This is a genomic window from Thioalkalivibrio thiocyanoxidans ARh2, assembly GCF_000385215.1.
Lineage (GTDB): Bacteria > Pseudomonadota > Gammaproteobacteria > Ectothiorhodospirales > Ectothiorhodospiraceae > Thioalkalivibrio > Thioalkalivibrio thiocyanoxidans.
Genome location: NZ_ARQK01000022.1, coordinates 1 through 15,418, shown reverse-complemented (window position 1 = coordinate 15,418; position 15,418 = coordinate 1). Strand labels below are relative to the sequence as shown.

At 66.4% G+C, this 15,418-nt stretch carries 15 protein-coding genes; 5 read left to right on the top strand and 10 right to left on the bottom strand.

Annotated features, from left to right (window positions below; all coding sequences use genetic code 11):
* The first annotated feature begins 308 nt into the window (after positions 1-308).
* Entirely contained in the window at positions 309-965 is a 657-nt protein-coding gene (gene adk, locus G372_RS0100715) for an adenylate kinase (RefSeq protein WP_018863262.1), read from the top strand.
* Positions 966-1,064: 99 nt separating this feature from the next.
* On the opposite strand, the gene G372_RS0100710 is transcribed toward adk, so the two are convergent.
* The 3 genes from G372_RS0100710 to G372_RS0100700 all read right to left on the bottom strand — a co-directional run bounded on the left by G372_RS0100710 (position 1,065) and on the right by G372_RS0100700 (position 3,968).
* Positions 1,065-2,273 carry a 6-phosphofructokinase gene (locus tag G372_RS0100710; RefSeq protein WP_018863263.1) on the bottom strand — a complete coding sequence of 403 codons (1,209 nt, stop codon included), beginning with the start codon at positions 2,271-2,273 and terminating at the stop codon, positions 1,065-1,067.
* 236 nt (positions 2,274-2,509) lie between these two features.
* A complete protein-coding gene (locus G372_RS0100705) occupies positions 2,510-3,382 on the bottom strand; it encodes a dienelactone hydrolase family protein (protein WP_018863264.1) in 873 nt (290 codons plus the stop codon).
* Positions 3,383-3,503: 121 nt separating this feature from the next.
* The gene (locus tag G372_RS0100700) at positions 3,504-3,968 is read right to left on the bottom strand and encodes a tRNA (cytidine(34)-2'-O)-methyltransferase (RefSeq protein ID WP_019623842.1); all 465 of its coding nucleotides are present in this window, start codon (positions 3,966-3,968) and stop codon (positions 3,504-3,506) included.
* On the opposite strand from G372_RS0100700, the gene G372_RS0100695 reads away from it, so the two are divergent.
* A complete protein-coding gene (locus tag G372_RS0100695; protein WP_019623843.1) occupies positions 3,967-4,959 on the top strand; it encodes a dihydroorotate dehydrogenase in 993 nt (330 codons plus the stop codon). The genes G372_RS0100700 and G372_RS0100695 overlap by 2 nt on opposite strands.
* A gap of 33 nt (positions 4,960-4,992) precedes the next feature.
* On the opposite strand, the gene ntrC is transcribed toward G372_RS0100695, so the two are convergent.
* The 6 genes from ntrC to G372_RS0100665 form a co-directional block, all read right to left on the bottom strand.
* Complete coding sequence (gene ntrC / locus G372_RS0100690) at positions 4,993-6,429, bottom strand: nitrogen regulation protein NR(I) (RefSeq protein WP_020008804.1); 1,437 nt, start codon at positions 6,427-6,429, stop codon at positions 4,993-4,995.
* Positions 6,429-7,526, bottom strand: a complete 1,098-nt coding sequence (gene glnL / locus G372_RS0100685) for a nitrogen regulation protein NR(II) (RefSeq protein WP_019623845.1) — start codon at positions 7,524-7,526, stop codon at positions 6,429-6,431. The genes ntrC and glnL overlap by 1 nt, the downstream gene beginning before the upstream one ends.
* Positions 7,527-7,699: 173 nt before the next feature.
* Complete coding sequence (locus G372_RS0100680; protein WP_019623846.1) at positions 7,700-8,353, bottom strand: DUF4124 domain-containing protein; 654 nt, start codon at positions 8,351-8,353, stop codon at positions 7,700-7,702.
* A gap of 33 nt (positions 8,354-8,386) precedes the next feature.
* Positions 8,387-9,223, bottom strand: coding sequence for a protein kinase family protein (locus G372_RS0100675; protein ID WP_019623847.1), 837 nt, complete (start codon positions 9,221-9,223; stop codon positions 8,387-8,389).
* The gene (locus tag G372_RS0100670; RefSeq protein ID WP_018863271.1) at positions 9,223-9,630 is read right to left on the bottom strand and encodes a DUF2782 domain-containing protein; all 408 of its coding nucleotides are present in this window, start codon (positions 9,628-9,630) and stop codon (positions 9,223-9,225) included. Before G372_RS0100670 ends, G372_RS0100675 begins: the two co-directional genes overlap by 1 nt.
* Positions 9,631-9,632: 2 nt before the next feature.
* Positions 9,633-10,358, bottom strand: coding sequence for an LOG family protein (locus tag G372_RS0100665; RefSeq protein WP_018863272.1), 726 nt, complete (start codon positions 10,356-10,358; stop codon positions 9,633-9,635).
* Between the two features lie 111 nt (positions 10,359-10,469).
* Between G372_RS0100665 and polA the strand changes: the two genes are divergently transcribed.
* Genes polA through G372_RS0100650 form a run of 3 tightly spaced genes read left to right on the top strand, consistent with a single transcriptional unit; the run spans position 10,470 to position 14,345 of the window.
* The gene (gene polA / locus G372_RS0100660; protein ID WP_019623848.1) at positions 10,470-13,178 is read left to right on the top strand and encodes a DNA polymerase I; all 2,709 of its coding nucleotides are present in this window, start codon (positions 10,470-10,472) and stop codon (positions 13,176-13,178) included.
* 14 nt (positions 13,179-13,192) lie between these two features.
* Positions 13,193-13,687, top strand: coding sequence for a hypothetical protein (locus G372_RS0100655; protein ID WP_018863274.1), 495 nt, complete (start codon positions 13,193-13,195; stop codon positions 13,685-13,687).
* Between the two features lie 10 nt (positions 13,688-13,697).
* On the top strand, positions 13,698-14,345 hold the full coding sequence (locus G372_RS0100650; RefSeq protein WP_018863275.1) for an SCO family protein: 648 nt from the start codon (positions 13,698-13,700) through the stop codon (positions 14,343-14,345).
* A gap of 257 nt (positions 14,346-14,602) precedes the next feature.
* On the opposite strand, the gene yihA is transcribed toward G372_RS0100650, so the two are convergent.
* Positions 14,603-15,214 carry a ribosome biogenesis GTP-binding protein YihA/YsxC gene (gene yihA, locus G372_RS0100645; RefSeq protein WP_018863276.1) on the bottom strand — a complete coding sequence of 204 codons (612 nt, stop codon included), beginning with the start codon at positions 15,212-15,214 and terminating at the stop codon, positions 14,603-14,605.
* Positions 15,215-15,418 lie beyond the last annotated feature (204 nt).

Below are 15,418 nucleotides of genomic sequence, written 5' to 3'. Positions count from 1 at the left end.
GCGCCCGTTTTTGATAACAACGGGCGGCCGAGCCCCTTCGGGGTTGGCACCCCAGGTTCCCCGATCCTGCGTTGCGCCGCTTGTGGGTAGAACCACTACCCGCTGCGCACCGCGCCTGGCCTCGGAAAACCTGGGGTACCAACGCGAGTGTGTACATTCATCAGTGTTTCCCTTGCAGGCGGTGCGGCGGCAGGGCCGTTCAGGCAGGGTTGTACCCACAACCACAACCCCTGTACTGTAACTTGCGCGGCTCGGGAGTGTCTGCCGCGACCATAGCACAACCACCCACTCCTCATAGGAGCGAGAGCATGCGACTGATTCTGTTGGGGGCGCCCGGCGCCGGCAAGGGCACTCAGGCCCAGTACATCTGCGAGAAGTACAACATCCCGCAGATCTCCACCGGTGACATGCTGCGTGCAGCCGTCAAGGCAGGCACCCCCCTGGGTCTGAAGGCCAAAGAGGTGATGGATGCAGGCGGCCTGGTGTCCGACGACATCATCCTGGGCCTGGTCAAGGAACGCGTGGAACAGCCCGACTGCTGCGACAGCGGCTTCCTGTTCGACGGCTTCCCGCGCACCATCCCGCAGGCCGAAGCCCTGAAGGAACAGGGCGTGCCGCTCGACTTTGTGGTGGAGGTGGATGTCCCCGACGAAGAGGTGATCCGGCGCATGAGCGGGCGCCGAGTGCACCCCGGTTCGGGTCGCACCTATCACATCGAATTCAACCCGCCGAAGGTCGAAGGCAAGGACGACGTCACGGGCGAGGACCTGATCCAGCGCGAGGATGACAACGAGGAGACGGTGCGCAAGCGCCTGGAGGCCTACCACAGCCAGACGCGGCCGCTGGTGGATTTCTACTCGAAATGGGCGGACAGCGGCGACCCCGACGCACCGAAGTACGTCCACATCAAGGGGACCGGGTCGGTGGAAGAGATCCGCGACCAGATCTTCAAGGCCCTGGGCTAAAAGAACGACCCGCCCGGAATACCGGGCGGGTCGTTGTAAACGGGGCCGCGGCCCCACGCCTGCTGCCCCGCCCCCGGACACGGGACCAGGGGCTTTTTGCTAGCGACCGAGCACCTTGGTCACCTTGTTCTTGCGCAGGCGATAGGCATCCGGCATGCCCGAGCCCAGCAACGGGCGCAGATACATGCGGAAGGCATCGGTGACATCGGTGCCCGAGGCATCGATGAACTCGTCCGGCATCACCTTGGTCTTGCCGGCGACGGCCTCCAGCGGGACGTACTCGTAGTCCACCGAGTAAAAGCCGGTACGCTTGATCGCGACCGAGCCGTCGCGGCCCTCCCACATCGCGAACTGCACGGCCTTCTCGCCCACCTCGCGGGCCTCGCGCTGGTCGACATCGGAGACACAGCCAATAAAGGCACGCTGGAGGTAGCCGAAGGTATCGCCGCGCACGCGCTTGACCCCCAGCTTGCTGCGGATCTCGTCGCAGAGCATATCGGCCAGTGCCCCGGTACCGGAGAGCTGCACGTTGCCGTGGGCATCCTTCTCCACGTCCTTGGCCAGCTTGGTCGCGATCGGCTCGCCCTCCGCGTCGTGGATGCCCTCGCTGACCGCGATCACACAGCGGCCGTGACGGTCCATGGTCGCCTTGACGTCCGACAGGAAGCGGTCAACCTCGAATACCCGTTCGGGCACATAGATCAGATGCGGTCCGTCGTCCGGAAACTTCTTCCCGAGAGCGGAGGCCGCGGTCAGGAATCCGGCATGACGGCCCATGACGACCGCCAGGTAGATCCCCGGGAGGGCATAGTTGTCGAGGTTGGCGCCAATAAAGGCCTGGGCCACGAAGCGCGCTGCCGAGGGGAAGCCCGGCGTGTGGTCGTTCTCCACCAGGTCATTGTCGATCGTCTTCGGGATGTGCACGCAGCGCATCGGGTAGTTGGCCTTGCGCGCCTCCTCGCTGACGATCCGTACCGTGTCCGAGGAGTCGTTGCCGCCGATATAGAAGAAGTAGGTGATCTCGTGGGCCTTCAGGACCTTGAAGATCTCCTTGCAGTAGTCGAGGTCCGGCTTGTCCCGCGTGGAGCCCAGGGCGGACGAGGGCGTCTGCGCAACCATCTCCAGGTTGTGGGTGGTCTCCTGGGTCAGGTCCAGGAACTCCTCGTCGATGATCCCGCGGACCCCATGGAAGGCCCCGTATACCAGCTCGACATCGGTGAACTTCCGGGCTTCCAGGACCGCGCCCACCATGGATTGATTGATTACCGCCGTCGGGCCTCCACCCTGGGCGATCAGAACCTTGGCCATCTTCGTCCTCCTTCTGCGACTTTAAGTGCGTAGCAACCATGAATCGGCCGCGCAACGACCGGGCATCTCAGTAACGTAAGGCCCGAAGATAGCAAATTCCGCACTCTGCGCACGGAAACGTTTAATTGTATTATCAAAGACTTATTGAATGGAGTGAGTCGACGGCACAACGGCACCGCCCACCCGATGGGTTAGCGGTGCCGGTTCGCCGGCCAGAGAGGGGGTCGAGGCAGAACTCAGTCGCGCAGATGCTGGTTCACAAAGCGGGTGACCCGGATCATCGCGTCACGCGAGGCCAGGTCGTCGGCGAAGGTGCGGTTGTTGCCGTTGCGAAAATCGAAGCCGCGGCCAACGCCTGGATATTCGATCCAGGTCACATCACCGCCGCGGCTTTCCAGCCCGTCGGCGGCCATCTTCGCGGTGCGGTGGCGCTGATACTGCTCCTCCTCGCCAATCAGCACCATCATCGGGATCTCGAGCTGGTTCACCTCGTTGGCATAGCGATACACCTGGTGAGGCTCGCCGAGGTTCGGATCCTGCAGGTGCGGGTAGTAACCGGCCCAGCAGGCAGCATCCTCGACCTGCCGCTCGTAGGTCACGGCGACCTTCAGGGTCTTGTAGCCCCCGCGCGTAATGGAGACCAGGCAGGCGCGATCACCCACGATGTCGTCGCGCTCGAGCAGCACGTCCAACCCCTTGTTCAAGTCGCCTTCCAGCTCGTAGTCATGATCCAGCGGGTGGCTCTCCATGAAACGGCCGGTATACATGTCGGGAGCCAGCACCACGAAGCCCCGCGCCGCCAGGCGCTTCACATGAAGCTCGGCCAGATCGTCCAGGCCTCGCCGACCATGGGCCCAGAGGATCGCGGGGTAGGCCTCGCCATCGGCGGGACGCGCCACCATGGCCGGGATGTCCACGCCGTCGCGCTCGTATTCGAACCGCTCGATCTCGACTTCGTGATTCTCGAGGTCGGAATACAGAACACCGTCCTCCCACCAGCCGTCATCCCACCACCAGTTGTCGGCACCGGTGGGTTCGTCCGCCGCGAGCGGCGCGGCGACGAGGCTGGCCGCGGCCAGCAGACTGAACGATCGCAGAACAGAAAACATGAATCCCGAACCCCTTGTTGGTTGGAGCCGCGGGGGTCACCCGGCCGGGGTCCCGCAGCGATGAGCCTCGCCGTCAAGCTTAGAACAAAGCACGATCTCCTGCCTGTGCCGTACGGCCTTCCTACAACCCGCCCGGAAACCCGAGCTGGCGCCAGGCCTCGTAGACAACGACGGCCACAGCGTTGGAGAGGTTCAGGCTGCGGCTGTGGGGCTGCATCGGGAGGCGCAATCGCTGTTCCGGAGGCAGCGCATCCAGATCCGCCCGGGGCAGGCCGCGGGTCTCGGGGCCGAACAACAGGGCATCGCCGGACTGGAACCCGGCCTGATCGTAACGGGCCTGACCGCGCGTAGTCAGGGCGAACACGCGTTGCGGCCGGACCGATTCCCGCCACTGTTCGAGGCTGTCATACTCTTGCACCCGGGCCAGCTCGTGATAGTCGAGCCCGGCGCGGCGCGCCCGGGCGCTGTCCAGCTCGAAGCCGAGCGGATGGATCAGGTGCAGCGCCGCCCCGGTGTTGGCCGCCAGACGAATAATATTGCCCGTGTTCGGCGGGATTTCCGGTTCATAAAGGACGATGTGAAGCATGAGTGATTCGCGCACCGATCCGCGGCTGGCCGTCGATTTCTGCGGGCTGCATTTGAACACGCCGCTGGTGCTGCTGTCCGGCTGTGTCGGCTTTGGCGAGGAATACACCCGGGTCGCCGGGTTCTCCAACCGCGACGCGGGTGCGATCTGCCTGAAGGGTACGACCGGCCAGGCGCGACTGGGCAACCCGCCGCACCGCGTCTACGAGACGCCCGACGGCATGCTGAATGCGATCGGCCTGCAGAATCCGGGCGTGGACCGGGTAGTGGACGAGATCCTGCCCGCGCTCGATTTCGAGGAGACGCGGTTCTTCGCCAACGTCTCCGGCTCGACCATCGAGGAGTACATCGAGGTCACCCGGCGGTTCGACGACTCGCCGATCGATGCCATCGAGATCAACATCTCCTGCCCCAACGTGAAAGAGGGCGGCGTGGCGTTCGGCAACGACCCGGAGATGTCCGCGCGCGTGGTCGAGGCCTGCCGCTCGGTGACCTCCAAGCCGCTGATCACCAAGCTCTCGCCCAACCAGACCGACATTGCCGAAAACGCGCGCCGCTGCATCGAGGCCGGGACTGACGGCTTCGCCGTGATCAACACCCTGATGGGGATGGCCGTCGACGTGGAAAACCGCCGCGCGGTGATCGGCAACAACCAGGGTGGACTCTCCGGCCCGGCGATCAAGCCGATTGCGCTGCTGAAGGTGCAGCAGGTCTATCAGGTGGCCGCACCGCACAACGTGCCGATCATCGGCCAGGGCGGCGTGCTGACCGCGCGCGACGCGCTGGAATTCCTGATCGCCGGCGCCAGCACCGTGGGTGTCGGGACCGGGCTGTTCTACGACCCGCTGTGCCTTCCGAAGATCCTGGACGGCATCCGCGACTACATGGATCGCCACGGCATCCAGCAGGTCAGCGAGCTGACCGGAACCCTGCAGCTCAACAGCGCGATCTCCGCCTGCGCCGCCCCGGCCCCGGAAGACCCGACGACCTGACTCGGCTTAAGGAAACACTCACTATGTGTTTCCTTAATCGTCGTCGAGACCCAGCTCCTGGATTTTCCGGGTCAGGGTGTTGCGACCCCAGCCCAGCAGGGCAGCGGCCTGCTGGCGGTGCCCGCCGGTCACATTCAACGCCTCGCGAATCACCGTGCGTTCCAGTTGCGGCAGCACACGGCCGAGCAGGTCGCGCTCGCCCTGTTGCCAGTGCTGCCGGGCCACCTGGGCCAGCTCGCTGGTCCAGTCACGCGGCGCGGCCATCGTCGCGTCCGACAGGTTGCCGTGGGACTGCGCGGGCTGCGTCTCCTGATGCAGCTCGGCAGGCAGGTCGTCCAGGTGCACCTCGCGACCCGAGGCCATGACCGTGAGCCAGCGACAGGTGTTCTCCAGCTGACGGACATTGCCCGGCCAGGGCAGGCGCTGCAGTTCACGCACCACCTCCGGCCGCATGGTCTTCGGCTCTACCCCCAGCTCGCACGCCACCTCGGCCATGAAGTGCTGCACCAGCAGCGGGATGTCCTCCGGGCGCTCGCGCAGCGACGGGACATGGATGCGGATCACGTTCAGGCGATGGAACAGATCCTCGCGGAACAGCCCGGCGCGGACGCGTTCCTCGAGATCCTGGTGGGTGGCGGCGATGATGCGGACATCGACGCGGATCGGGGTGTGCCCGCCGACGCGATAGAAGGTTCCGTCCGCCAGCACCCGCAGCAGGCGCGTCTGCAGGTCGAACGGCATGTCCCCAATCTCGTCGAGAAACAGCGTGCCGCCGTCGGCCTGCTCGAAGCGGCCCTTGCGGCTCTGGCTGGCGCCGGTAAAGGCGCCCCGTTCATGGCCGAACAGCTCGCTCTCCAGCAGATCCTTCGGGATCGCGGCGGTGTTCAGGGCAATCAGCGGCTGGTCGGCCCTTGGGCTGTGCTGGTGCAGGGCACGCGCGACCAGCTCCTTGCCGGTGCCGGACTCGCCGTTGATCAGCACGGTGATGTTGCTGCGCGACAGACGCCCGATCGCGCGGAACATCTCCTGCATCGCCGGCGCCTCGCCGATGATGGGGGTGTCCTCGATCCTGGCGCTGCCCTCCGCGTTCTGTTGTGCGGTGGCGCGTGCCTCGAGGGCACGCTGGACCAGGGCCACGGCATCGTCGATATCGAACGGCTTGGGCAGGTACTCGAAGGCCCCGGTCTGGTAGGCCCCGACCGCGCTCTCGAGATCCGAGAACGCGGTCATGATGATCACCGGCGGCGGATCCGGACGGGTCTGCATCCGGGCGAGGAAATCGAGACCGTTCAGCCCCGGCATGCGGATGTCGGCCACCACCGTATCCGGGGGCTCGTCGGTCTCCAGCGCGGCCCAGGCGGCATCGGCCGTCTCGAATCCGCGCACCTGGATACCGGCACGCTGCAGGGCGCGATCCAGCACCCAGCGGATCGAGTCGTCGTCGTCGATGATCCAGACGATGGGGTCCATCAGTCGTTGGCCTCCTGGGCATCTTGGGGTTCGATCGGCAGCAGGATGTCGAACGAGGTGCTGCCCGGACGCGAACGGCATTCGATGAGCCCGTTGTGCAGCTGGATCAGGCTCTGGGCGATGGGCAGTCCCAGCCCGGTGCCGGCGGCGCGACCGGTCACCATCGGGAAGAAGATGCGCTCGCGGATCTCCTCGGGGATGCCGGGTCCGTTGTCGCGCACGCTCAGGCGCGCCACCAGCCGGTGACGATGGCCGGAAATGGTGTACTGGCGCAGCACGCGCGAGACCAGTGTGATCTCGCCGCCATCACTGAGCGCCTGCACCGCGTTCTGCACCAGATTCAGGATGGCCTGCACCAGCATGTCCCGGTCGGCCTGCACATCGGGGATACTCGGATCGTAGTCGCCGCGGATCTTGAGGCCCAGGGGCAGCTGCACACTGACGAGACCGCGCACGTGCTCCAGCACCTCGTGGAGGTTCACGGCCTCGAGGCGGGGCAGGTTGTGAGGCCCGAGCATGCGATCGACCAGGCCGCGCAGCCGATCCGCTTCGCGAATGATGATGCCGGTGTATTCCTTCAACCCGTCATCGTCCAGCTCGCTGGCCAGCAGTTGCGCCGCCCCGCGCAGGCCACCCAGCGGGTTCTTGATCTCGTGGGCCAGCCCACGGGTCACCGCACGCGTGATGGCCTGCTGTTTCTGCAGTTGCTCCTCGCGGCTGATACGTTCGTGGCGATCAATGGCATTCAGCTCGAACAGGAGTTGTGCCCCCTGGTCATCGTCACCATGCAGCGGCGTGATGGTGATGTCTGCCAGGAAGGGGTCGGCGCGCAATGGCTCCATCTGCCGGGCGCGCAGGGTCATTGGCTGATCGAGCGACAGCACCGACCGCAGCCGACTGGACAGGCTGCGGTCGAGCCTGAGCCACTGCCCCAGCCCGTGGCCGACAATGCGCTCGCGGCTGAGCCCCAGCAGAACCTCCGCCGCACTGTTCAGACTGACCAGGCGCAACTCGCCATCCGTCACCAGTACGGCGGTGGACAGGTCGTCCCACCAGGGCCAGGGGGCCGGGACGGACTTGGCGGCGGGATTGTTCATCAACGGGCCTCAAGCAGGAATCACGCCAAACAGGGCGCCACGCGGGGCGGACCCTCCGCGTGCAGAACAGCGGCCAGGCGAGTTCCTTCAGGGGCAACCACCGACTGCCGCCCCATTATAGTGCAAAAAGAGCACCAACTTGGGGCAGGCTGCGCACACAAACAGTGCGCAGGTTAATTCGGCGGAACCTGCGGGATCTGGGGCTGCGGTGCGCGCGGGGCCTGCGGGGCCCGGGGTGCCTGTGGCGCCCCGCCCTCGGGGAACTGCTGCGGGCGCTGTTGCTGCTGCTGTTCGCGCGGGATCGCGATACGCAGGACATTGAACTGGATGGTGTCGCTGCTGGCGAGCTCCTGCCCGGTCTCGTCCTCCACCCGGGCCTGCAGGCTGTACTCGCCGCGATCCAGCCCCTCGAAGGTGATGCTCGGGTCGCTGCTGTCGCCGGCCTCCTCGCCGTTCAGCAACCAGACGATGCGATGTCCGGCCTCGACGTCCAGCGCCGGTTCCAGCGCAACCTCGGCGGTGACATTGCCATCATTGGCGCGCACGCCGGATCCGTCCTCCGGCTGCGTGATCGCGATGCGCTCGTAGCCGTTGGCTTCGGCCTCCTCCTGCGGAGGCCGAACCGGGCGCTCAAGGATCTCGCGCGCGCCCTCCAGCGGGACGGCCCGCATGGGCTCGCGGATATCGACCGGCTCGCTGTCCCGGCCCTCGGGGGGACGATCACCGAAATGCACGTTGCCCTGGTCGTCGGTCCAGCGGTAGACCTCGGCCTGGGTCAGCGCCGGCAGGCACATCGCGATCAGAAACAGCACCCAGACCTTGTTCATCGCCGATCTCCTTGGGTCGATACCCCGGGCCGCTTAGGCGGCGCGCACCCACAGTCCCTGTACACGGGCGGCCTGCCCCTGCAGCGCGACGAGGCGCTGGCGCTCGCCCTCGCCCGTCGCACCGGATTCGCGCCGGGCCATCCAGTCCTCCAGTGCAGCCAGACGCAGCAGCGTGGGCGCCGCACCGCGCTCGATCGCCGCCAGCGACCGCTTGGCATCATAGCCGGCCAGCAACGCGCGGTAGGTGTCGCCGCGAATCTCGCCCGCCTCGTCCACCGCGATCGCCAGCGCCAGACGCGCGATCTGCCAGAAGGCGGGCACCGGCGCCGGCGGCATTACCAGATCCGCGAGCCCCGCCCCTTCCGGGTAGACCCGCACCGATTGCCAGAAGCTCCCGGCCAGCGGCAGGTCCTCGAAACGATAGAGGCTCTGATGGTGCAACTCGGTATCCAGCGTCGCGCGTTCGTCCGCCGACAGATCCCGGCCCAGGGCATCGGCGCGCTCTCGCAACAGCTGCTGCAATACGCCGCGGCGATAACCCGTGGCCTCCGGCATCGCGCTCGCCGGGTGCCGGGCCTGCCACTCCGCGGCGCGCTGCCCCAGGGCCTCGAGGCTGCCAGGCCCCTCCGCGGACAGGGCTGCACGCAATGGCTGGCCGCGATCGAGCAGCAGGATCCGCTCGCCATCAGCACCGCCCGTGGCCAGCGGGGCACGGCCTGCGTCGTTCAGGGCGGCCTCGATGCCGGCGGCGGCATCCGCCGACAGGCGCAGGCACTGCACGGGTTGCCCCGCCAGCAGTGCCTCGCCTTCGCGAAATTCGATACTCACCCCGCAGGCCTCGGCACAGGCCTGGAGCTCGTGTTCGCTCATTACCATCGGAAAATCACCCAGGACGGCGGGACGAAATCGGGTTCCAGCTCGCGCTGGCGACGATCGAGCAGGCCGTCGCCGGTGCTGTCAATCAGGTAATAGGAAGGACCGACCGCGGGGATGACCTCGACCATCACGAGCTGCCCTCCCATGCGGTACTCGCGCCGGGTCTCGCCGTCGCGCTCAATGATTACGATATCGGCCTCTTCCAGCCCGCGCTGCTCGCGCGCGCGCTCGTCGAGTACGGGTGGCGCGGGGTCGGCCTCCGCCTCGTCCGGCATCTCGGGCGGCGGGGGGGCATCGTCCCACTCGCGCTCTTCCTGGGCGAAGGCCAGGGCCGGCACCAGCAACAGGCCGGCCAGGATAGCGACAGGACAGCGGGTGGAATGGGTGGATTTAGCGGCCATGCTCACAGCTCCATCATGCGTTTCTTTTCTTCCGCGGAAGGCTCGAAGCTGCGTGCCTCGTAGTGTTCGAAGATCACGTCCACCACGTCTTCCGGGGCATCCACCAACGAGTATAGCTTCAGGTCCTCGGCGTCGATTGTGCCTTCGGACACAAGAGTGTCCTCGAACCAGTGCAGCAGCCCCTTCCAGAACTCGGAGCCGACCAGCACGATCGGGATGCGCCGGGTCTTGCCGGTCTGCACCAGCGTCAGGATCTCCGCCAGCTCGTCCAGCGTGCCGAACCCGCCCGGCAGGACCACATAGGCGGAGGCATACTTCACGAACATCACCTTGCGCGAAAAGAAGTGGCGAAAGCCAAGGCCGATGTCCTGATAGGGGTTGGCACTCTGCTCGTGGGGGAGCTGGATGTTCAGACCGATGCTGGGCGAACGCCCGGCAAAGGCGCCCTTGTTGGCCGCCTCCATGATGCCGGGACCACCCCCACTGACCACCGCAAAGCCGGCGTCCGACAGCTGGCGGGCGACTTCTTCGCCCAGCTGGTAATGCGGATGGCCGGGCGGGAAGCGGGCGGAGCCGAAAATGCTTACCGATGGCTTGATATGAGCCAGGCGCTCAAAGCCCTCCACGAACTCCGCCATGATCTGGAAGATCTTCCAGCTCTCGCGGGTGAGGGCGGAATCGTCAATCGGGCGCAGGCCGGGGTGCTCGGCGCGTTCGTGGTCGTTCATTCAGGGTTTCCGGTCAATACAGAGGCCTAGCGTAACGGCCACCCCACCCCTGCACAAATGGCGCACCTCCCGCGGTAGAATCCCGGGTTTCGCCCGTCCGGATTTCGCTTCATGTCGCAACCGCCCCTCGTCCTTGTCGACGGCTCGTCCTATCTGTTTCGGGCCTTCCATGCCCTGCCGCCGCTGACTGCGCCGGACGGCGCCCCGACCGGCGCAATGATTGGTGTGGCGAACATGCTGCGCAAGCTGCGCGCGGATTACGGCCCGGAACACATGGCAGTGGTGTTTGACGCGAAGGGCCCCACCTTCCGCGACGACATCTACCCGGAATACAAGGCCACCCGTCCGCCGATGCCGGAGGAGCTGGCGGCCCAGATCGAGCCGCTGCATGAACTGGTGCGGGCGATGGGCCTGCCGCTTTTGTGCGTCGAGGGCGTGGAGGCCGACGACGTGATTGCGACCCTGGCCGACCAGGCGGCCCGCGCCGGGCATGACGTGGTGATCTCCACCGGCGACAAGGACCTTGCGCAGCTGGTAGATGAGCGCATCACCCTGGTCAACACCATGAGCGGGGTCACGCTGGACCGCGAGGGCGTGCAGGAGAAGTTCGGCGTCGCCCCGGAACAGATCGTCGACTACCTCGCGCTGATGGGCGACAGCGTCGACAACATCCCCGGCGTGGACAAGGTCGGCCCAAAGACGGCGGCCAAGTGGATCGCACAGTACGGCGATCTCGACACTATCCTGGAACAGGCCGACGACATCGGCGGCAAGATCGGCGAGAACCTGCGCGCCGCGGCCGAGCGCCTGCCCACCTCGCGCGAGCTGATTACGGTCAAGCGCGATGTCGAGCTGGACGCCGGCCCCGACGACCTGAACATCCGCGAGCCGGATCACGAGCGCCTGCTGGAGATGGTGCGCCGCTACGGCTTCACCCGCTGGCGCGCGGAGCTGGAGGGCGGCGAGGCCGCGGCCGGCGACAACGGGGGCAACCCAAGCCCGTCGCAGGCGAAGGGCGACTACCGGACGCTCCGCGAGGAGGCCGAACTGGCCGAACTGCTGGAGCGTCTGGACAAGGCCGAGCGGGTCGCCTTCGATACCGAGACCACCAGCCTCGATGCGATGCGCGCGGAGATCGTTGGCATGTCCTTCGCCTTCGAGCCGGGCACCGCGTACTACCTGCCGCTGGCCCACACCGGGCCGGATGCCGATCCGCAGGTGCCGCTCGTGGAGACGCTCGAACGCCTGAAGCCGTGGCTGGAGTCGGACAGCCACGGCAAGCTGGGCCACCACCTGAAGTACGACCGCAACGTACTGGGCAATCACGGCATCACCCTGCGCGGGATCGTCGACGACACCCTGCTCGAGTCGTTCTGCCTGGACGCCGGCGCCAACCGCCACGACCTGGACTCCCTGGCCGAACGCCACCTGGACTACAAGACCACGCACTACGAGGACGTGGCCGGCAAGGGGGCGAAGCAGATCCCGTTCGCCGAGGTGGATGTCGGCATCGCCACCGATTACGCCGGCGAGGATGCCGACATCTGCCTGCAGCTGGATGCGGTGTTCCAGCCGCGCCTGCAGGCAGCCGAAGGCCCGGCATTTGTCTACCGCGAGATCGAGATGCCGCTGGTCCCGGTGCTGGCGGATATCGAGCGCGTGGGTGTGAAGGTGGACCCGGATCGGCTCGGGGAGCAGAGCCAGGAGCTGCTGGCCGAGATGGAGCGCATCGAGCGCGAGGCCTTCGAGGAGGCCGGGGGCGAGTTCAATCTCGGCTCGCCCAAGCAGATCCAGGAGATCCTGTTCGAGCGCCTGGGCCTGCCGGTGCTGCGGCGCACACCCAAGGGCCAGCCTTCCACCGCCGAGGATGTGCTGGAGCAGATGGCGGACGACTATCCCCTGCCACGCCTGATCCTCGAGCATCGCGGCCTGTCCAAGCTGCGCAGCACCTACACCGAGACCCTGCCGCGACGCATCCACCCGGAGACCGGGCGGGTGCACACCTCCTATCACCAGGCGGGGGCGGCCACCGGGCGGCTGTCATCCTCGGAGCCGAACCTGCAGAACATCCCGGTACGTACCGAGGCCGGGCGGCGCATCCGCCGTGCGTTCATCGCGGAAAAGGGCCACCAGCTGCTGGCGGCGGACTACTCGCAGATCGAGCTGCGCATCATGGCCCACCTGTCGCAGGACGCAGGCCTGCTGAAGGCCTTTTCCGAGGGCCAGGACATCCACCGCGCGACCGCCGCCGAGGTCTTCGGGCTGGACCCGGAGCAGGTCTCCGGTGATCAGCGCCGGGCGGCCAAGGCGATCAACTTCGGCCTGATCTACGGCATGTCCGCCTGGGGCCTGGCGCGCAACCTCGGCATCGAACAGGGCGAGGCGCGGGAATACATCGACCGTTATTTCAATCGCTACCCCGGCGTGCACGACTATATGGAACGCGCGCGCGCCTCCGGGCGCGAGAACGGCTATGTAGAGACCCTGTTCGGCCGCCGCCTGTACCTGCCGGAGATCAACAGCCGCAACGGGGCGCGGCGCCAGCAGTCCGAGCGCGTGGCCATCAACGCCCCGATGCAGGGCACGGCCGCCGACATCATCAAGCGCGCGATGGTACGGGTCGCGCACGACCTCGAGGACACCGGGATTGACGCCCGCATGATCATGCAGGTGCACGACGAACTGGTGTTCGAGGTAGCCGACGCGGCGGTGGAGGACCTGACCACGCTGGTACGCAAGGCCATGAGCGGGGCCGCCGACCTGGACGTGGAACTGGTCGTGGACGTCGGCGTCGGCGCCAACTGGGACGACGCCCACTAGGGAAACACTCGTTAATGCTCACCCACCGTTTCAACCGGATCGCAGCCTGGCTGGTCGCACTGCTGCTGCTCGCGAGCGCCTGGATGTTGGCCGAACGCTACCTGGACAGTGGCGCCGCCGAGGTGCCGATCGTCCAGCCGCAGGCCTGCGACCTGAATGCCGGTCCCTGCAGCACCGCCCTGGCACAGGGCGGCGAGGTGCGCCTGGAGATCACGCCGCGCCCGGTCCCGATGCTGCGGGAGCTGACGCTGGACCTGCAGCTGGATACCGCGGCGCAGACCGCGCTGAACAACCCTGAGGCCCTGGAGCTGGACCTGGCCGGAGTCGAGATGTATATGGGCTACCAGCGCCCGCGCCTGGAACACACCGGCGATGGCCACTACCGCGGCACGACCACGCTGCCGATCTGTACCACCGAATCCATGACCTGGGCAGCCACCGCGATGCCGGCAGGCAAATCCGAGGCCGCCTTCGTACAATTCCGCTTTGTCACTGCCCGCGATCACTGATGAACCCCTTATGAACCGTATTCCCGTCAGCAGTCTCTTCTGGGCCTTCGCGGTGGTCGCCGCAGGTGCTCTGCTGGTGTATGTCACTCTGGAGCCGGGCGAGCCGCCGCCGCGCGATCTTGCAGGTCATGCGCAACTGCCCATCGCCGACGAGGTACAGGGCGGACCGATCGAGCTGCCGGTCGCCACGCACGCGGAGCGCTTCGACCTGGACGATTACGCGGACCAGTACGTCTGGCTGTATTTCGGCTATACCAGCTGCCCGGATGCCTGCCCGACCAGCCTGGGGTGGATTGGCGGGGCGCTGAACCGCTTGCCGGAAGAGTTGCAGGGCCAGGTGAACGGTGTGTTTATCAGCGTCGATCCGGAGCGAGATACCGAGGACCGCCTGGCCGATTACGTGGCCCATTTTCATGCCGACATTCACGCGGCCACCGGGTCCGAAGAAGACTTGAAGCCCGCCGCTCAGCGCTATGGTGTCTTCTACGAACGCCGCGCAACGGATTCGGCGATGGGCGACATCATCGACCACAGTTCATCGACCTATCTCATCGGGCCCGAAGGCGACTTGCTGGAGATTCACCCTCACGGGACCAGTGCGGCCGAACTGGTCGAGACCCTGGGGCAGCATGCCCAGTCCCAGGGAAACGATGACTGACGGGAACAGCCACAGGACCGTTGCATTCAGGAGTGTGAAGCCAATCACGTTCATTTGCGCGCACCCGTGGAACTTGAGGCCGCAAATGCTTTCTCATCCTACAAGCGCTCTAGCCCAGCGCGAGCCCGCTTCTCTCCCTGAGCGGGCAGGCCTCGCTCCCCCCTGTCGAGGCCAAATCTTGCCCCGGTCCTACCCCAAGGCCGGGGCATTTTTTTTGTCTGGGGTTCATGGCGCCAAGGCCGAGTGGCCCGTGCCCGTTATTCCTCGACCGGCTGGAGCCACTCGGTCAGCAGGCCGCGCAGATCGTCGACCCCCTGGCTCTTCAATGAAGAAAAGGTCTGCAGCGTCGCCTCGATCCCCAGCCCTTCCAGCTCACGCCGAGTGGCGTGCAATTGCTTGTCGGCCGCCTGCCGCGAGAGCTTGTCGGCCTTGGTCAGCAGGCAGTGCAACTGGCAGCGCTCCAGTGGCACCCACTCCAGCAGCTGACGGTCGAGTTCGGTCAGGGGGCGGCGGATGTCCATGATCAGCACCAGCCCCGCCAGACACTCACGCGACTGCAGGTAATCCCCCAGCAGCCGGTCCCAGTGCTGGCGCTGGCCAGCGGATACCTTCGCGTAGCCATAGCCGGGCAGATCCACCAGCCGCCATGCCTCATCCGGCGGCAGGGCGAACAGGTTGATCTCCTGCGTGCGCCCGGGCGTGCGGCCTACCCGGGCCAGGGCCTTGCGCCCGCACAGGGCGTTCAGGGCACTGGATTTGCCGGCATTCGAGCGCCCGGCGAAGGCGATCTCGATGCCGTCATCGGGCGGCAGCTGCTCGACCTGGGCAACGCCCTTGATAAAGGCGGTCTCGCGAAAACGGGGTTCCATGGGGCGGGGGGCATCCTTGGCCGAGTGCGGGGCTCGGGATATTTTTGAGCGTAATTTAGCATTGTGCTATAAACTGCGCCGCTCAAGGAAACACTGGTCAATGTACACCCTCGCGTTGGTACCCCAGGTTTTCCGAGACAAGGCGCGTCGTGCAGCGGGTAGTGGTTCTACCCGCAAGCGGCGCAACGCAGGATCGGGGAACCT